At 55.6% G+C, this 19106-nt stretch carries 15 protein-coding genes and 1 pseudogene; 8 read left to right on the top strand and 8 right to left on the bottom strand.

Annotated elements, in window-relative coordinates; translation table 11 throughout:
* Window positions 1-27: 27 nt before the first annotated feature.
* The 6 genes from M987_RS10235 to M987_RS10210 all read right to left on the bottom strand — a co-directional run bounded on the left by M987_RS10235 (window position 28) and on the right by M987_RS10210 (window position 7734).
* On the bottom strand, window positions 28-2511 hold the full coding sequence (locus M987_RS10235) for an outer membrane usher protein (protein ID WP_014069050.1): 2484 nt from the start codon (window positions 2509-2511) through the stop codon (window positions 28-30).
* Window position 2512: 1 nt separating this feature from the next.
* The gene (locus tag M987_RS10230; protein WP_014069049.1) at window positions 2513-3064 is read right to left on the bottom strand and encodes a fimbrial protein; all 552 of its coding nucleotides are present in this window, start codon (window positions 3062-3064) and stop codon (window positions 2513-2515) included.
* Window positions 3065-3153: 89 nt separating this feature from the next.
* A complete protein-coding gene (locus M987_RS10225; protein WP_014069048.1) occupies window positions 3154-3669 on the bottom strand; it encodes a fimbrial protein in 516 nt (171 codons plus the stop codon).
* A gap of 596 nt (window positions 3670-4265) precedes the next feature.
* Window positions 4266-5198 (bottom strand): homocysteine S-methyltransferase, encoded by a 933-nt coding sequence (gene mmuM, locus M987_RS10220; RefSeq protein ID WP_014069047.1) that lies wholly within the window; start codon window positions 5196-5198, stop codon window positions 4266-4268.
* Entirely contained in the window at window positions 5185-6585 is a 1401-nt protein-coding gene (gene mmuP, locus M987_RS10215) for an S-methylmethionine permease (RefSeq protein WP_014069046.1), read from the bottom strand. The genes mmuM and mmuP overlap by 14 nt, the downstream gene beginning before the upstream one ends.
* A 240-nt stretch (window positions 6586-6825) precedes the next feature.
* The gene (locus M987_RS10210) at window positions 6826-7734 is read right to left on the bottom strand and encodes a LysR substrate-binding domain-containing protein (RefSeq protein ID WP_014069045.1); all 909 of its coding nucleotides are present in this window, start codon (window positions 7732-7734) and stop codon (window positions 6826-6828) included.
* Window positions 7735-7861: 127 nt separating this feature from the next.
* Here M987_RS10210 and M987_RS10205 point away from each other — a divergent pair, with 127 nt between their 5' ends.
* Window positions 7862-9049 carry an MFS transporter gene (locus M987_RS10205; RefSeq protein WP_014069044.1) on the top strand — a complete coding sequence of 396 codons (1188 nt, stop codon included), beginning with the start codon at window positions 7862-7864 and terminating at the stop codon, window positions 9047-9049.
* 11 nt (window positions 9050-9060) lie between these two features.
* Window positions 9061-10242: an amidohydrolase gene (locus tag M987_RS10200; protein WP_014069043.1), complete on the top strand. Its 1182-nt coding sequence runs from the start codon at window positions 9061-9063 to the stop codon at window positions 10240-10242.
* Here M987_RS10200 and M987_RS10195 read toward each other — a convergent pair whose 3' ends face one another.
* Both M987_RS10195 and M987_RS10190 read right to left on the bottom strand, forming a co-directional pair.
* Window positions 10243-11406 (bottom strand): multidrug effflux MFS transporter, encoded by a 1164-nt coding sequence (locus tag M987_RS10195; RefSeq protein WP_014069042.1) that lies wholly within the window; start codon window positions 11404-11406, stop codon window positions 10243-10245. It abuts the gene before it with no gap.
* A gap of 145 nt (window positions 11407-11551) precedes the next feature.
* Window positions 11552-12457: a LysR family transcriptional regulator gene (locus M987_RS10190; protein ID WP_245551565.1), complete on the bottom strand. Its 906-nt coding sequence runs from the start codon at window positions 12455-12457 to the stop codon at window positions 11552-11554.
* Window positions 12458-12576: 119 nt separating this feature from the next.
* Here M987_RS10190 and M987_RS10185 point away from each other — a divergent pair, with 119 nt between their 5' ends.
* From M987_RS10185 to M987_RS10160, 6 genes and pseudogenes are all read left to right on the top strand, one after another.
* On the top strand, window positions 12577-13440 hold the full coding sequence (locus tag M987_RS10185; protein ID WP_014069040.1) for an arginase family protein: 864 nt from the start codon (window positions 12577-12579) through the stop codon (window positions 13438-13440).
* A gap of 154 nt (window positions 13441-13594) precedes the next feature.
* The gene (locus M987_RS10180; RefSeq protein ID WP_014069039.1) at window positions 13595-14704 is read left to right on the top strand and encodes an AI-2E family transporter; all 1110 of its coding nucleotides are present in this window, start codon (window positions 13595-13597) and stop codon (window positions 14702-14704) included.
* Window positions 14705-14824: 120 nt separating this feature from the next.
* Window positions 14825-16609, top strand: coding sequence for a diguanylate cyclase (locus tag M987_RS10175; protein WP_014069038.1), 1785 nt, complete (start codon window positions 14825-14827; stop codon window positions 16607-16609).
* A gap of 21 nt (window positions 16610-16630) precedes the next feature.
* Entirely contained in the window at window positions 16631-17536 is a 906-nt protein-coding gene (locus M987_RS10170) for an alpha/beta hydrolase (protein WP_014069037.1), read from the top strand.
* A gap of 221 nt (window positions 17537-17757) precedes the next feature.
* Window positions 17758-18666, top strand: coding sequence for a helix-turn-helix transcriptional regulator (locus M987_RS10165; RefSeq protein ID WP_014069036.1), 909 nt, complete (start codon window positions 17758-17760; stop codon window positions 18664-18666).
* Between the two features lie 3 nt (window positions 18667-18669).
* Window positions 18670-19106, top strand: a pseudogene (locus M987_RS10160) (hypothetical protein); the annotation flags it as partial.

Here is a 19106-nt window from a genome sequence, read left to right as displayed (position 1 = left end):
GATTAACTCTTCTCGTATTCAGGCCGGTTATTCCGGCGCACAGGTTAAAAGCAGGTTCTCCAGCACATCCGGCAGTACGGCGGGCAGATGCACCACGCAACGGGCTTTTCCATCCCATTTCACGGTCATTTTTCCGTACGGCTGAATCCCACTTAGCCAGACACTTCCCTCGTCGTTCACCACACCGGTTTCCTGGTTTTTATCGTTTACAACGGAGGCCCCAAACGGCGGGAACGTGCCGTCGGCTTTGCGAATAAAGGCCATCGCCTTCCCTCCGGCAATCACGTCGAACTGGCGATAGCCAATCGCGCCTTCGGTGAGCGTGGCCTGGGAAACCGATCGTGTGACGTCGGCGTTGTCATTCAGCTTGTCCACATCAATACGGATTGGGTTGCGGTAGTAGCTGTTCACATCAGCAATCACGGCCTTGCCAAAGTGGTTGGTCTTCACCGATGCCCCAAATCCCTTGATTGGCACACCGCTCACGCCTGCGGTATCCACCAGCACGCGGCTGCCGCCACGGGCGTTAGAGCGATGCGCCGCGCCCCCTTCGGTGGTCATGGTCAGGCCACCGGTCAGATTCATGCCCAGTGCGCTGTAGCTGCCGGACTGGTAGCTGGCATTGGCCTGAACCTGAGAGCTATCGCCCTGCCAGGTGTAATAGCCGTATGCCGTTGGGCCGCTGCGGGAAAGCCCGCTACTGAACTGGAAGCTGTTGTGTTCATCTACCCGGCCGTAATAGCTCACGCGATGGGTGTTATCGGTGCGGTTAATGGTGGCGCCATAGCTGAGCGAGGTGCCGTTGCCAATCGGTAATGACAGTGAGATGTAAGCCCCGTCGTCTTTCAGGGAGTAGTACTCGCTGCGATAGGCCGTGAGCGAGACGCTCATGTTCTTAAACGGGCCGATATCGATATAGCGCGAAAGCGACAGGCTTAAGCGGTCGTTGTCTGCACTGTTCCAGTAGGTCTGGTGGCTGTAGTTGAGATAGGTACTCAGCCCTAAATCACGAAAGCGTTTATTAAACGACACCGTGTATTTCTCTTTCGGGCTGTGGGATGTGCCGCTGCCATAGCGGGTATCGAGGTACTCCGACATGCTCATAAAGTCGCGCTCGGAGAAACGATATCCGGCAAAAGTCACCTGGCTGTCGTACTCGTCGAAGGTTTTGGAGTAACTCACGCGGTAAGAGGTACCGGACAACGTCCCTTCAGACGGCAGTGAAGCCCGTGACTGGGTGACATCGAAGGCCAGCGCCCCCAGAATGAAGAGATCGCGTCCGATACCCGCCGACAGGGCGTTATAGTCACCGCCAAGTACCGAGCCGCCGTACAGTGTCCAGCCATTCGCCACGCCCCAGGAGGCTTCACCGGAGGTGAACACTGGCCCGGTCATGCTGTGACCCCATTCAGAGGGTTTACCTGCCGCCAGCTTGTAGCGCACGGCGCCAGGGCGGGTCAGATAGGGAACGGACGCCGTTGTCACCTGAAAGACCTGTACGCTCCCGTCCAGCTCTTCAACGCGCACATCCAGGGTGCCGGAGACGGCATCATTCAGCTCCTGAATACGAAACGGCCCCGCTGCAACCTGCGTTTCATACAGCACGCGCCCTTGTTGGCTGATAGTGACCTTGCCGCCGGAGCGGGAGATCCCTGTCACTTCGGGTGCATAGCCGCGCAGACTCGGCGGTAACATACTGAGATCCGAATTCAAACTCACACCGCTAAAGCGGAAGGTATCGAAGATGTCGGAGCTGAGGTAATCCTCCCCCACCGTCAGCTTCGCCTTCAGCGAAGGAATGGCGCGATAGAGATAGTAACGGCTAAAGGAGAAATCCTTGTCGGTATTACCATCACGCTTGTTCCAGTTAGTCTGCCAGTCGGCACGGGCACGCCACGGCCCCAGGTTGGCGCCAAACACACCGGTTCCGCTGATACTCTGGGTGTCAGAACCGGTCTGATTTTGCTGCGCCTGCATATTGAGGTTGTAGTCGGCAATCACCCCAGGAATACCGTCATCCCAGCGCGAAGGCGGATCCCAGTTTGGCGCGGTGTACTCTAGCCACGCCTGCGGGATCGCCAGATAGAGCGTGTCCTTTGCCAGGTCGACGCGCATGTCCAGTCCTTCAAGACTGGATTTGTCAAGGCACTGGCCATCGCGCAGCCAGCGCAAATCATCCATCACGCTGGTTTTCAGATTGAAGCGGGAAAGTTGGTCCGGCGTCAGACAAATCAGGCTCTCTTTACCGTTTTCCCCTTCGGCGTACACCATGATTTGCTCTTCACGCAAAATGTCTTTATTCACCATAATGGTGAAGGTGTAGTCGCCTGGCATGACGTAACCACGACGCGAGAAATGGCTGAGGTCGATATTATTTTTATCCTGAGTATCCAGCACGTCGGTATTAAACTGGATCTCATCATCGGCCCGGCTTTTCGTCACCGGCATCATCAGCCCCAGAATCAACAGGCTAAGCGTTGAGCGGCGAAATATCCGTATTGTTTTTTTCATCTCAGTAGTAATCCATTCTGAAGCGGATCAGAGACTGGTAATCACCGGCTTTAAGTGGTTGACCGTTGCTGACAAGCTGAAGTGAAAAATTCAGGTTCATGCTTCCGGCAGTCACCTCTTTGGCGGGGAAAGCCACTCCGGGCTGTGCGCGATAACCCTCGGTATCGCGAATTGCCAGCTCAATGCCTTGTGCCTCACCGCGAATAGCAAATCGCTCCGAACCGGTTATAGGTTCGAACGTAATCTGGTAATACTCGGAGTCGTATTGGTTATGGCCTGGCTTCGGCAGCATCAGGCAGTTAATTAAGCGAACGGAAAATTGGCGGGTCGGCCCATAGCCTTTGGTTGCTATTTCGGACACGGGCGTATCGCCCATATCAATCGTCTGGTCGCGGCTATCAAGGTCAATTGCGCAAGGGGTATAAAACACAGCCCCCTGAATAAGGACGGCGCCCTCGCCCTGGTTTGCAGCAATAAGTGGCAGGCAATAACCAGACAGGAGAAAAGGGAATGCTTTCATGATGTTTGTGGCTCTGGAAAATAGAAAACGCATATCAACCCCTTTTCACTTATTCGGTCGGTATCGAATATCAGACGGCCCGTTTCGGCCGTCTGAATGGATTAACGGAATAAGGTCAGTGCTTATTCGTACGCCAGGGTCCAGTTAGTCACTGCGGTGAAATCACCTTCGGTTGGCGCTTCGCCACCGATGATGTACGCGGAATAAGTGAGAGTGTTGTCGCCGTTAACCACGTTCTGGCCAACAGTGGCTTCGCCCAGGGTGATGGTGTTGCTGTCGCCGTCGGTCATGACGACGCCAACGTCAGTGGCATTACCGGTCACGCCCAGTACCGCACCGTCAACACTGGAGTCAGAGCCAGAGAAGGTGGTGGTGACGGTAGTTGCCGTTTCAACGGAGCAGTTTTCCAGGTGGATGTAGAATGGAACCGGAGTAGAGGTACCGCCGTTCGCCACAGCAGAGCTGGATACCTGGCCCAGGCTGATGGTCTGATCTTCATCGCCTGCCGCAATTGAGCATGGCGCATCAATAACGGAACCAGTGAAGGTCACAACACCGCTGCCCTGATCTGCCTGAGCACCAAAAGCAGCCATACCAGAAGCCAGAACCAGTGCAGTAAAGAGTTTGTTCATTTTCATAAAAATCGTCCTGTAAATTAAGTGAATGACACACAAATGAGATTTCCGATGGCTGATTTTTGGCAATATGTGCCCCGCCCAAAAATAGGGAATTAAATAAAAAGTCAGCAATCGAATAATCTCTTAAACATCATCATCAGCAAATTCAGTTGAACTTACGCATATCTCCCTGCGCTTCGCTGATGCAATAAATAGTAACTTGAAGATGAAAAAACAAAAGGTGAAATACCCCACCAGGACAAAAAGAAAATTCATCCTTAAATAAGAAGATTAATTAGAATAATAAAAATCCATTTCAATATGATTAGGTTTTTATACTTTAGAAAAGAGGCTTGTTAGATTATCGACCTAAGACTTAATTTCAAACCGCGATTTTGCAGTCATAAATCCAGTACCGCTGTGAGAGTAGTTGTTACCAGGGTGTGAACGATAATGACATTATTTCAAATATCGGCCGCATTTAGACACAATTATGTTCGCACACGAACTTATATTCTACTCTGTTTCGTCGCTTCTGATGTTTTACGGAAAGGGGATATTAAGACAGGAAGAGATATTTTACCCGGCCAGCTTGTGCGGCTAGCCGGGTCGGGGAATTATCGCCGGGCGTTCAGCTCAGCAATATCTTTTGGCGTGGTGCGACAGCATCCACCGATTAATTTTGCGCCTGCCGCCAGCCACTGCGGTAAATAACCCGCCAGCGCTTCACAGGCTTCACCGTGGTGATGCCAGGTTTTCGTCACTGCATCATAGTGCTCACCGGAATTGGGATAAACCACCAGCGGCAGCGACGTCAGGCTTTGCAGATAGTGTAGCGCCGCCGTGGTATTCTCCAGCGCGATGCAGTTAATGCCCAGCGCCACAATCTGCGGGTAGCGCACCAGCTCTGCAATCACTTCACGCAGCGGTGTGCCATCGCTTAAATGCTCGCTGTCACGCAGGGTAAAAGAGAACCACGCGCGGGCACGCGGATACTCGCTCAGCAACGCGGCAAGGGCTTTGCTCTCCGCAAAAGAGGGCAGCGTTTCACAGGCCAGCAAATCGGCCCCGGCATCCAGCAGCGCTTCCACGCGTGGACGGTGGAACGCAGTGAACTCTTCTGCGCTACGCACATAGTCACCGCGGTATTCTGAGCCATCGGCCAGGTACGCGCCGTATGGCCCTACGGAGCCGGCCACCAGCAGCGTGCCGGCGTGCGGGTTTTCAGCCAGGTACGCTTCGCGTGCTTTACGTGCCAGCTCCACGCTTTTGCCAATCAGCGCGCGGGATTGCGCGTCATCCAGGCCGCGCGCCGCAAAACCTGCGGGTGTTGCCTGGTAACTGGCGGTAATCGCCACCTGCGCTCCGGCGCGGAAATAGTCGAGGTGCACTTCACGAATAAGTTCCGGGTTTTCTACCAGCACTTTGGCCGACCACAGGCTATCGGCAAGGTTACAACCGCGCGCTTCCAGCTCCGTTGCCATCGCCCCGTCGAGAATGACAAAGGGTTGTGTTTCAAGGATGGCGCTCAGCGGATTATTCTGCGACATGTTCAGGCTCCTGCGTTGTCAGGTTGCGGGTCAGGTAATACGCACCATAGCACAGTGCGACAAAGGGTATGCCGCAGTAAAGAGCGATTCTCTGGCTGGGGTCAAACGCCAGGCCAACGCAGGCCACCACGCACAACACAAACCCGAGCACCGGCACCAGCGGATACCACGGCGCACGATACTGCAACGCAGACAACGGCTGGCCGGACTGCACATGGCGACGGCGGAAAACAAAGTGCGATGCGCAGATGCTTATCCACACCGCCACCACCGCAAAGCCGGAAATCGCCGACAGCGCCACAAACACCGTGTCTGGCGCCACCACGCTTGAGAACAACGCCAGCACGCCGCCCAGCATAGAAACGGAGAGCGCCGTCAGCGGTACGCCGTTTTTATTGACGCGGGCGAAGCAGCGCGGCAGCGTTTTCTCGTTCGAGAGCGACCACAGCATCCGGCCCGAGGCATACAACCCGGAGTTGGCCGCCGAGAGGATCGCCGTCAAAATCACAAAGTTAAAAATGTCTGCGGCATAAGGAATGCCGACCTTTTCAAACACCAGTACAAACGGGCTCTTTTCCACGCCCGCCTGCTGCATCGGAATAAGCGCCGCCAGCACAAACACGGTGCCGATAAAGAAGATAATCAGGCGCGCGATGGTGGTACGGATTGCCACCGGGATCACCTTGTGCGGGTTTTCCGTTTCTCCGGCGGCAATGCCGATAAGCTCGGTGCCGGAGAAGGCAAAGTTCACCGCCACCATGGTCATCAGGATTGGCAGGCCGCCGTGCGGGAACCAGCCTTCAGCCGTAATATTCGTTAAGCCCGGCGCAGGTGAACCGTCCTGCATCGGGATAAAACCAAAGATTGCCGCGCCGCCAAGAATAATAAAGGCGATGATGGTGATCACTTTAATCAGCGAGAACCAGAATTCCCCTTCGGCGAAGAAGCGCGTGGAGATCACGTTCAGACCAAAAATCACCGCGCAGAACACCACGCACCACGCCCAGACGGGCACCTGCGGGAACCAGTACTGCATACAGAATCCGGCAGCGGTAAAGCTCGAACCGAGCGCCACCGTCCAGGTAAGCCAGTAAAGCCACGCCACGGTGTAACCGGTGGCCGGGCCAAGATAGCGGGCAGCGTAAACGTGAAACGCGCCGGTTTCTGGCATCGCGACGGAAAGCTCACCCAGACACTGCATCACCAGCCAGACCACCAGCGCGCCAATCAGGTACGCCAGCAGCGTGCCCGCGGCACCGGTTGTCGAAATAATGTATCCGGTATTGAAAAATAACCCTGTGCCAATCACGCCACCCAGCGAAAGCATAATCAGGTGGCGTGTTTTCATGGTGCGCTTAAGCTGCCCATTTTCTTGTTGTGTTTGCATATTACCTTCTATACGTATGGACATCTAAACATCCAAAGAAGGTGTGTTATACCGCGAATGTTAACAAAAAGCTAGCCGTGTACCAGGCGCAGCCGGGCACGCCGCGCGCTAAGACGGGGATGAGTTGTCAGGATCACATAGAGAATGGGTCGCCAGGCCATAAGCACCTCCGTAAGCAGATACCTAGAGCATGGCGCGAGAGACTGAAATCCTCGGTCAGTCGAAAGTGGGATCTGCTGGCTACCAGCTAAACTGTCGGCAGGCTTCGCGCAGGCGAATCAAAAACTGGCGGGCATTGGTGGTCATCGCCGATTTTTGCGACCACACCGCGCAATACTGAGCCGAGGGCAGCTGGGTTATCGGCAGCGCCACCAGCCTGTCGTCAAGCTGCAAAGGCTGGCACATGGCCCTGGCGACCACCGTCAGGTAATCGGCGTTGAGCACCATATTCAGCCCGGTGATCACGGAGTCCGTGCGCAGCGGGGTGACCTCTACCTGGCGGTAAAAATGGCTCAGCTCATTTTGCAGTTGCTGGTAATACCCCATAGAGGACTCTGGCAGCAGCCATTTGGCCTGGCGAAGTGCCAGCAGATTATCGGCGTTCGCCAACGGGTGTCCTTTGCGGGCAATAATACAAAACGGCGAGGTGAACAGCGGCTCGATCATCACCCCTTCCGGCGGAGCCATGGGATCAACAGAGCCAATGGCGATATCGATTTCGCCGTTACGCACGCCCGGTAGCAGCGATGAGAGTTGCCCCTCTTTGGCCGTCAGCAGCACCTGCGGCAGCGTCTGTTTAAAGGCATCGGCCACACCGGGAAACACGGTCAGGGCAATCAACGATGAAAACCCCACGGTTAGCCGACCATGCGTAAAGTGATTAATCTGCTCCACCTCTTCGGCGGCACGTTTTAGCTCTTCAAGGACCCATTCCGCCCGTTGCGAAAAGGCGATCCCCGCTTCCGTCAGGGCAATGCCCTCTTTACTGCGTAACAAAAGTTGTGTGCCTAAAGTTTGCTCAAGCTCACGCAAGGTACGGCTCAAACCGGGCTGCGAAACGCCCAGCTCACGCGATGCCGAACGAATACTGCCGCTACGTGCGACCTGACGAAAGGCCTGAAGATGGCCAATTTTTGGCAAATATTTCATCACTCACCCTATAACAAAAAAGCATCACCTATAGAAAAATTATATCTTCCCGCCTTTTCGGTAAACCCCTAGATTCAGAGGGCACACAACCTCTCTCATCGCACTCTGACGCCAGGCGGAAAACATAATGAAAAGCCAGTCACAGATGATTTTTTTACTCTTTATCGGTTATGTCGTGGTGTACATCGACAAAACCGTGATGGGCTTTGCCCTGCTGCCCATCGAAAAAGAGTTTGGGCTAAGCACCGCACAGCTTGGCTACATTACCGGGATCTTCTTTCTTGCCTATTCGCTGTTTCAGGTGCCCGCAGGCTGGCTGAACGACAGGCTCGGCTACAAACCCATGCTAATCATGTCCCTGTGCGCACTGGGGATCTTCGCCCTGTGCTTTGGCGCGCTAGGGATGAGTTTTGGCCTGCTGCTGGTGTTCCGCTTTCTTTCGGGCGTGGGGCATTCCGGTTACCCCTGCTCGTGCGCCAAAGCGGTAGTCAGCAACTTCACGCTGGAAAAACGCACCTTTGCCCAGTCGGTGCTGCTCTCTTCCGCAGGGCTGGCGATGACCGTCGGGCCGATTGTGGCCGTCTCGGCGCTGGAACACCTGGGCTGGCATCTCTCCTTTGTCTCGTTAGGGATCGCTGCCTGCGCCATCGCATTGCTGATCACCCTGCGCGTGCCGTATCACAAGCCCGCACCACGGCCGCAATCACAGGAGCGCAGCGACGTGTTGTGGCGCAACCCCACGGTACTGCTGCTGTTTGTCTCGGTGTTTTGCGTCAACATTCCAAGCTATGGCCTGATGGCCTGGCTGCCAAAATTCTTCGTGCAAAGCATGGGGATGCCGCTGGAGGTGTCGGGCTACATTGTGGCCGCAGGCGGCGCGGGGATTTGGCTCTCTTCGCTCTGTACCGGCTGGCTGGTGGGCAAGTATTTCCACAACCGCGAGCCGCAGGTGATTTTGGTCTGCGCGCTGATCAGCGCCGCCGCTATTCTTGGGATTTTCCATACCTCGACCGCGCTCTCCGCCAGCGCCCTGCTGTTTGTGGGGGAGATCTTCCTGATGGCGACCTTTGTGACCGCCTTTACCCTGCCGATGAAGCGCCTGCCGGAAAGCACCATGGGCTCGGCGATTGGCCTTATCAATACTGGCGGCACGCTGGGCGGTTTCGTTTCCCCGGTGGTGATTGGCTATCTGGTCGGGCAAAGCCACAGCTATGAAAGCGCATTTATTTTCCTGTCACTGGCGATGGTGTGCGCCGGCGTGGCAATCACGCCGTTAATCAAAAAAACCGCGACTTCGCAACCCGTGACTGACTGAAGGAGACTGTGATGAAAAGTACGATTGAAAACCTTATCCGCGACGTCAATGAAGATGTGATCCGCTGGCGCAGACATATTCATGCCAACCCGGACCTCTCTTTCCAGGAGAAACCGACGGCCGATTATATCGCCCGTGAACTGGCAACCCTGCCGGAGCTGGAGCTTAGCCGCCCGGTAGAGAACAGCGTCATTGCCGTACTGCACGGTGACAAACCCGACCCCATGTGGGCGCTGCGTGCGGATATCGACGCCCTGCCGTTACAGGAAGAGAGCGGCGAAACCTTCAGCTCAACCCGACCCGGCGTGATGCACGCCTGCGGCCACGATGCGCACACCGCGATGCTGATGGGCGCGGCGAAGGTCCTGTGCCATCTGCGCAGCCAGCTGCACGGCAGCATTAAGTTTATCTTCCAGCCAGCCGAAGAAGTGCCGCCGGGCGGCGCCCGTGAGCTGGTCGAAAAAGGTGTGGTCGATGATGTGGAGAAGATCTTTGGCCTGCACGTTTTCCCGACCAGCCCGACCGGCAAAATCACGCTGAAAGAAGGGGTGTATGTCGCCTCCAGCGACAACTTCGATATCACCATTTATGGTCAGGGCGGCCACGGCTCGATGCCGCAGTTTTGTATCGACCCGGTGGTGATCGGTGCCGAAGTGGTCACCGCCCTGCAAAACGTGGTGGCGCGTAATCTCGACCCGATCAACGCCCCGGTACTGACCATTGCCACCTTCCAGGCAGGTGACAGCTATAACGTTATCCCGGACAGCGCCCGTCTGGCGGGCACCGTGCGTACCCATAACCAGCAGGTGCGCGAACAGGTGCCGCAGCTGATGCAGCGCATTGTTGAAGGCGTAGTGAGTGCCCACGGCGCACGCGCGGAGATCTGCTGGCAGCAAGGTTATGCCGTTGGCAATAATCATGCCGACACTAATGCCATCGCCAGAGCGGCAATTGCCGAACACTTTGGCGACGATACCCTGCAACTTGCCGACCGCGCCCTGTTTGGCAGCGAGGATTTCTCCTCTTATCAGGAGAAAATCCCCGGCTCGTTCCTGTTTATCGGCTGCGGTAATCAGGAGAAAGGCGCGGTGTGGAACGTCCACAACCCGCACTTCCGCATTGATGAGGCCGCGCTGGCAGTGGGCGTGAAGGCGCATATTGCGCTGGTCAGCTCGCTGTTTGAGGGTATCTGACTATTTTTTCTGCGCCAGCAGCATGGCGAGAGTGGCAAACAACGCGATGATCCACGCCATTGTCCACGGCGTGCCGTCGCTCAGTGTCGCCAGCAGCAAAGACGAAACAATGCCGCTGCCGTATTGCAGGGAGCCAATCAGCGCCGACGCCGACCCTGCATTACCTGGCACCGCATCCAGCGCGGCGGCGGTGGAGCTGGCAGCAATAATGCCGTTCATCGAGAAGAAGATAAAAATCAGCACCACAATCAGCGCAATGCCGCCCACATGGAACCAGACGCTGGCAGCCATCGCCACGGCGGCAAGCGCCGCGACGCTTGAGGCATATTTCAGCAGTATCTCAAGCGAGTAGCGATTCACCAGCCTGCGGTTCACAAAACTCATGCCCATCACGCCCACGATATTAACGGCAAACAGCCAGCCGTAATATTGCGGGGCGATGCCGAAGTAGCGGATATAGACGAACGGCGAACCGGTAATAAACGCATAGGCCGCCACGTAGTAGCTGGTCAGGCTGAGGGTGAACTGCATAAATTTACGGTTACGCAGCAGCGCAACATAGTTTTTGAACGCGCCTTTAACCGAGGCCTTAACGCGTTTCTCTTCCGCCAGCGTTTCTGGAAGCCACCACAGCGAAGCAAACATCAGGATGCCAATCACCACCAACAGCCAGAAGATGCTGTGCCAGGAGGTGAATTTGATCATCTGCCCGCCAATCAGCGGCCCGGCAATCGGGGCAATGGCCATCACAATCACCAGCGTCGACAGCATTTGTGCCGCGCGGGTACGGCTGAACAGGTCGCGGATCATCGCTCGCGCCAGCATCGGCCCGGTGCATGCACCTAACGCCTGAAACACCCGCCAGAAAACGATATGGGTAATATCGGTCGCCAGTGCGCAACCCGCCGAGCCAATCACAAACAGCGCCATGCCGATAAACAGCGGAATGCGGCGACCAAGGTGATCGCTGATGGGGCCCCAGATTAACTGAGCGATAGCAAAACCAATTAAGAAACCGGTGATGGTCAGTTCGGCATTGCCGTGAAGATCGGCCGTCATCACCGGCATGGCGGGCAGGTAGATGTCAGTAGAAAGTGAGGTGAACGCCATTAAGGCGCTCAGGATCAGCACAAAGGGTAAACCAGTGGTTTTGGGGGAGGTCATAGCATTCCGGGTATTATTGCGTTGGGTGATAATAATAATCGCAATGGAGTGATGAATAATCAGGGGTAAATGGGATGTGGTTATGAATGGTATTCATAATTTGTTTATCACGTGCCGTTATGGCTGGCCGGGCCGCTCAAGCCCACTAAGCCGGTTTACGAAACCGTGCAATCAGCCAGTCAATAAACACCTGCAACCGCGCATTCTGATGACGGTTTGGTGGATAGAGCACATGCACCGGCAGCGCCGGGCGTTGCCACTCCGAAAGGATCGCCACCAGACGCCCGTCTTTTAAATCATCTTCGACATAGCATTTCAGCGGCTGCCCGATCCCAAGCCCGGCGCGCATCATGGCAATGATCCCACTGCCGCCATTGGCAGAAAACGCGCAGCGATCGTAAAAATAGCGCTGTTCACCTTTGATAAACGTTAGCCCTTCAGCGCGGCCGCTTCCGGCTGAAAAGTAGCCCACCAGCTCATGCCCCACGCTTAAATCCTGGGGTGTATGCGGGATGCCGTTGGCGGCAAGATAAGCCGGCGTCGCACAGGTGACATATTCCATATCAAACAGCTTGCGCCCAACCATCGACATATCGAGCAGCTCACCGATACGAATAACGCAGTCGACAGCTTCGCTCACCAGATTGATGGTCCGGTCGTTCACGCCCAGCGAGATGGCAACATCTGGAAACTGACGATGAAAATCAGGAAGCGCGGGGATCAGTAAGGACTCCGCAAACACGGCAGGAACATCAATGCGGAGCATTCCCCCGGGGTTGGCCTTATTACGGCGAACGATAGTGTCGGCCAGATCCAGATCGGCAACCAGCCGCACGGCATATTGATAATATTCCTTTCCTTCCGGGGTGACGGCAAGCGAGCGGGTTGTCCGGTGCAGTAACGTAGTCCCCAGGTGGCGCTCAAGATCGGTGACCAGTTTGCTCACCGTCGAACGGGGCATCCCGAGCTGATCGGCTGCCCGCCTGAACGAATCCGTGTCTACCACCCTAACAAACGCGCGCATTGCCAGAAGCTGATTCATTTTCATCATCCCATTATCCATAACAGTGTACAATGATGTCAGGTTTTGCGTCTTGTTACGACATGACGTTGCTTTATTCTGATCCGTTATTCCACGCTTCTCGCGCACGGAAAAAATAAGGAGATACCATGAGCAACGACCTACGATTGATCTTCCCGCTCTGGCTGGGCGGAAACCTTCGTGAATACCATTTTGGCGCACAGATGCTGGCATGGCTGGCCCCCGAAACCGCCTCCCCTGTTGAACAGGTTCCCGTGACACCGCTGGATGAACAGCCGGGTATTGAAGAAGGCATTCTTGGGCGCAGCAAACTGATGCAAGATTTGGACAATGCCTCTGCCATCATTCGAAAACACCAGCCAGAACGCATTACCGTTCTCGGGGGCGACTGCCTGATCGACCTTGAGCCTTTCGCCTGGCTCAGCGAGCGCTATGGTGATGGGTTGGGTATTTTGTGGATAGATACCCACCCGGATGTGATGACCCCCGCGCAATACGCAAATGCCCATGCACATGTTCTCGGCGCGTTGATGGGTAATGGCGACAGCGATCTTACTCGCCGCGTCCCGCGCCCTGTTCCGGCCAGCCGGGTGATGATTGCCGGTCTTCATTCACCGAATGCCTGTGAAGCCGATTTTATTCGTACAAAGGGGATCCGGACCGTCTCGCCCGAGGCCATCCGCGCAGGCAGTCAGGACATTGCCAACTGGATCGCCGCAGAGAAGATCACACACCTGGCGATCCACTTTGATCTTGATGTCCTTGATTTTCATCAGTTCCGCGCAGTGATGTTTGCACGCCCGGACGACGCGCCGGGGAAATGGGATGGCGTAGCCAAAGGCAAACTCACGCTTGCCGAAGCGGCGGCGGTAATTGCGCAGGCAGACGGTGCTGCTGACGTGGTCGGTTTAGGGATTGCGGAACATTTACCCTGGGATGCCATCAACCTGAAAAACCTGCTGGCAACGTTACCGCTGCTTCGGAAGGCGTAAAAAAAGCGGCGAGTCATCGCCGCCAGAAACCAGGGCAATGGAACACCGGACTGCTATGGCTATCCATATTGATGGACAATCCAGACAGACGGCATTGGTAAATCCCGGAAACGGTTCTATAGTCGAGACTGTTTCTTAGTTACAGGATCAACTGATGCGATTTAACGGACTGACCAAAGGCTTCTTTCTTTTCATTCTCGCCCTTGTCACCTGGGCTTTCTTTGATGTGCTGTCGCCCTACTTTTCTGCGATCCTCTGGGCCGCGATCCTGACCATCATCTTTAACCCGGTAAAAAACAAGCTGCGCGCCGCGCTGGGCGATCGTAACGGGCTGGCGTCGCTTTTGACCATTGGCCTGATTTGCCTGATTGTCTTTATTCCACTGATGGTGATCCTCTCGTCACTCGCTATCGAGCTGAACGTGGTTTACACCAAGCTTCAGCAAAACAACACGCAGTTCCCGGAAGTGGTTGCCAGCCTCTTTGCGCACCTGCCGGGGTGGGCCAGCGGCTTCCTCGCCGATCATAATCTGGATAACGCAGCACAAATTCAGAAAAAACTCTCTGATGTGGCCTTGCAGGGCGGGCAGTATCTGGCGGGGAGCGCATTCCTGATCGGCAAAGGCACATTCGGCTTTGCTATCAGCTTCGGCATTATGTTGTATCTGCTGTTTTTCCTGCTCAAAGACGGGCCATATCTGGTCCGACAGATCCTGGATTCTCTCCCACTGACGGATTTTGCCAAACAACATCTGTTCGCCAAATTCGTGGGCGTGTCGCGCGCTACGGTGAAAGGCACAGCGGTTGTGGCGGTGGTTCAGGGGCTGCTTGGCGGCATTGCGTTTGCAATTGTAGGTATCGATGGCAGCGTGCTGTGGGGCGCGCTGATGGCATTCCTTTCCCTTGTACCTGCCGTGGGCTCGGCCATTGTATGGGTACCCGCCGCTATCTTCCTGTTTGCCACCCACCAGCTGTGGCAGGGGCTGTTTATTGTCGGTTTCTTCGTGATTATCGTCGGGCTGGTGGATAACATTCTGCGCCCGCTGCTGGTCGGCAAAGACACCAAAATGCCGGACTATCTGATCCTTATCTCGACACTTGGCGGCATGGAGCTTTACGGCATCAACGGTTTTGTCATTGGCCCACTGATTGCCGCCCTGTTTCTCGCCTGCTGGAATCTCTTCTCTGGCCGCGACCATGAGGGTAACGCCGAGGAGCTGGACGCTGACTTTATCGAAGAGGGGAAAACCCCTCCAGATTTATAGTGTATTGACGATAACAACCACACCAGACGGCTTCGCGCCGTCTTTTTTTTCGCGAGTAATCAGCCGTTTTCTATAATTTCAAAGATGCTATCCCACTAAAGTCGTAAAAGGATCTAACCGGTGAGAATTGCCACGATCACTAACTGGGCATACGGTGCAACGGTATGCCTGACTATCGCCTCTGGCATCGTCATGCTGATGGCTTCAAACGCAGACACTGTCGAGCGTCAGGCCGTCCTGCAACGACAGGTTTTTGATCAACTCACCGAAGATGTTGAAACCGATGCCTGGGCGTTATCCGACTTAGCCCGGCTGTATGTCGTCAAAAAAGAGCCGCAAATGCTCAGTGAATATCGCCAGAAAGAGGGAGCGTTACAGTCCATCGATACCCGACTGTCCAGGCTGAAAGACAACGGGGCAACAGACGAGGAGCTGGCGGTATTACATGAAGGGCTAAAGATAATTGATGAGCTACAGGACGAGCAGCAATCAGCGATAGCCAGCGTGGCGCGTGATGAAGCCCCGCAGGCCGTTGCGCTGTTGTACGGCGATCCGTATGAACAGGAGCTGGACCGCGTTCAGAGCCAGATTGACCATTTCCGCTTGCTGCTGGACAAGCGTGCCCGCGCCGCCGTCACCGATGCTACCCGAACATCCAAAGCCCTGCGCACGCTGTCTGAAATCATGGTGGGCACCACCGCCCTGCTGTTTTTGTTTGTACTCGGGTTCATCTTAAAGCGCCGTGTGCTGCGCCCGGTTGTGCGTCTGAGCGATGTGGTGCATCGCCTGGCATCGCAAGATTACGCCGTCGAAACGCCCAACTTTAACCAGATTGATGAGATTGGCGATATGGCGCAGGCCATCCGCATATTCCGGGAAAATGGCCTGGCCCGACAACGGCTGGAAAAAGAGCGCGATGCCGACTGGGCCATCCGTGAACTGCTGGCACGCATGACGCAGCGGCTGCAAGGCTGTGAGAATTTCGCCGATGTGATAAACGTCGCGGAGCTGTTCGCCCCGAATATTGCGCCGGGCATCGCCGGGCGGTTATACATCCTCGATCGCGATCCGTGGCAGATGCGCTGCGCGGCCGAATGGCTGTCGCCCGAGGGCAAAAATACACCGTTCCACCCGGATGAATGCTGGGCCGTGCGCCGTGGTCAAAGCCATCCGCCGGTGAACGGTGAGCCGGATATCGCCTGCTATCACCTGCCGGAGTCCAGCCTGAATAACACGCTGTGCGTACCGCTTATCGCCCAGGGCGAGGCTATTGGTTTGCTCTCTTTCCAGAACATTACCCCGGAAACCGCCCCTTCCCGGGCGTATCTGGAGCTGATGGCCGAAGCGCTTGGGCTGGCGCTGGCAAACCAGCGACTGCGCGATGCCCTGCTTGAAAAAGCGTTATTCGACCCGCTGACGGGCTTACGTAACCGCCATCATCTGGAAGACACGCTGCGCACGCAGATGGCACAGGCAATGCGCAACCACGAGCCGGTAAGTTGTCTGATGATCGATATCGACCACTTCAAGAGCATTAATGACCGCTTTGGCCACGAGGCGGGAGATCAGGTGATAAAAAGCGTGGCATCGATTGTTCAACGTGCCGTGCATGACAGTGGGCTGGCCTTCCGCTATGGTGGGGAAGAGTTTCTGGCGATCCTGTCCGGGGCGAATGAAGATGTGGCGCAAGCCTGCGCAACGGACATTTTCAATTCCGTGCATGAGTTATCCCTGCGTTACGGGCTGTCTGAAATTGGCCCGGTGGATGTCTCTATCGGCATCGCCAGTTATCCGCAACATGCCCAAAGCGACAGCCTGCTGCGCGCGGCGGACGTGGCGCTATACCGCGCGAAAGAGCTTGGCCGCGCCCGGATTGTCAGTTTTGGAATGCTGGAGACGGGCTGAGTGTTTTCAGGAGAGCCCTGCATGAACCGTCGCCATTTTCTGATGGGACTAGCCGCCGCCGCAGCCCTTCCCCACCGGGCGTTTGCCGCGTTATCGCCACAACCGTTTACCCAGATCCCTCTCTGGAACGGCACACCGCCTGGCGGCGGCGGCCCAACAGGGCTGCGGATTGCATCGCCTTCTGGCGCAATTCGACACATTTCGGAGCCGGATCTTAGCGTACTGACACCGCGCGCGCCCAACGGGCATGGCGTGCTGATTGCCGCAGGCGGCGGCTATAAACAAATTCAGACCGGTAAAGAAGCCCTTCCCGCCGCGCAATGGCTGGTCGCGCGAGGCTATACGGCATATATCCTCACCTATCGCCTACCCTCAGAGGGCTGGCACGATGGGGACAGGGTTGCCTTGCAGGATGCCCAGCGGGCGCTGCGCATTATCCGCCAGCGGGAGAAACAGGTCAGCGTGCTCGGGTTCTCTGCGGGCGGGCATCTGATGGGCATGGCGGCTACGCGGCCAGACTTTCGTACTTATCCCGCCCGGGACGAGATTGATGAGCAAACGGCCAGGCCCGATCGCGCCGCGCTGATTTACCCGGTTATTACGCTCGAGAAACCGTACACCCATACTTCAACCCACAAAATTCTGGTTGGGCCGCACGCCAGCGCCACAGAAGAAGCCGCGTGGTCGGTACAGAACTTTGTCTCACCCGATACGCCCCCCTGTTTTATTGTTCAGGCCAAAGACGACCCGCTTTCCGATCCGCACAACTCTCTGATCATGTATGACGCCTGTGTGGCAAACCATGTCCCGGCAGAGCTGCATCGCTACCCGACGGGCGGTCATGGCTTTGGGATGGGGCGACCGGGAACAGAAACGGTTGCATGGCCGGGAGAGTATGCGCGCTGGCTGGGCAGGAAGCCGGTGTAAAGCATCGTTTTTTCTCGCATCCTCACCGAAATATTGCGCTTGCTTTTCTCAGGGAGATGAGAAGCAACACATTGACCGCTCTCGATAATTTTCTTTAAGAAATACCCCCTTGTTGCCGATACCTGAATCTCCAGGCGGCAAAGTCCTGCTCCTGGTCCTTTCTGACATGACCTGTCAGGAAGCGAGAATAACCTTAAGGAAAAATTGTCAGGGGAGCACGCATGAGCGGACACGAGGTCATGGTTCAACGGATAACCGTCATTATTTCAGCGCTATATCAGCACGGTTATGTCTCACGCCAGAAATTGCTGGATGAATTCAATATCAGCGAGCGTACGCTGTATCGTGATCTTAACCGCCTGGGCGACCGAATCATTCATGATGGTAACGGCATTTACAGGCTGTCTCCCGCGTATGCCAGACCCCAGACGCTTAAAGAGTTGCAGAACCTTATCGGTCTTCTGGGCATGGAAGAGTTAATTCCTGCCAATAAGCTCATTCTCAAGCCTGATTTATCATCACTCAGCATCCGCTCTTTGCCCGGCGATCCTGATGCTAAACGAGCGCTGGAAAATAACTTTAGCCTGTTTGATAAAGCCATTCGCCAGAACAACATCTGCGAATTCCACTATAAAAATACGCTGCGCACCGTTGCCCCTTACCAGCTAATTAATATCAAAGGCGTGTGGTATCTCGGTGCAGTCGAAAATGGCAACGTGAAGGGATATCAGCTCAGCAAAATCCGCTGGCTGAATCTGCGAACGGAACATTTCACCCCGGAGCCGCACATCGCGAAATATTTCGCCGAAGAAGATGACGTGTGGTTTTCCCTGGATAAGCAGACGGTGCACATCAAAATTGCGGCAGAAGTCAGTTATTACTTCCAGCGCCGCAGCGTGCTGCCCGCGCAAAAAATTATACGGCAAGAGCCGAACGGCGATTTGATTGTGCAGACCGAGATGGCACATGAAAACCAGCTATTTCCGTTACTTCGGTACTGGTTCCCGAATCTCACCATTATTTCCCCGGTTAGCCTGCAACACCATTTTATCCAGAAGCTTTCTCAGCAGATGGCGGAAATGGAATCGCAGAGCAATGGGACATATTTTGACCACACAGAGCAGGAATAAATCATGTTACGCGGAACAGAAAAAAAAGAAGCATTAGAAAGCCTTTCCCGAGCCAGAACGCGTTATGAATCACAGGCAACAGATACCCAGACTGCCATCACCGACCTGTTTTTACTGCGCCAGAAGTGCAGCAAAGATCTGATTGCGCGAGGCGAGCACTTCATCAACCGCCTGGCGAATACGCCGAAAGAGTTCGATAAGTCCTGGAGCGAGCTGAAAGCGGAAATCGCTGAGTTCGACGATGTGGTCGAAAAGCTGGAAGAAGAGTATCGCGCCTCCCACGTGGGTAAAGGTACCGCCGCGGCGGGTGTTGCCGTGGGTGCCGGCGTGGCGGCGTTTGCCCCGACTGCTGCCCTGGCGATTGCAACCACCTTCGGCACCGCCTCTACCGGCACGGCCATCGCTACCCTGAGCGGGACTGCGGCAACCAATGCCGCGCT

This window comes from Enterobacter soli ATCC BAA-2102 (genome assembly GCF_001654845.1).
Lineage (GTDB): Bacteria > Pseudomonadota > Gammaproteobacteria > Enterobacterales > Enterobacteriaceae > Enterobacter > Enterobacter soli.
This window is presented reverse-complemented; position numbering and strand designations above follow the sequence as displayed.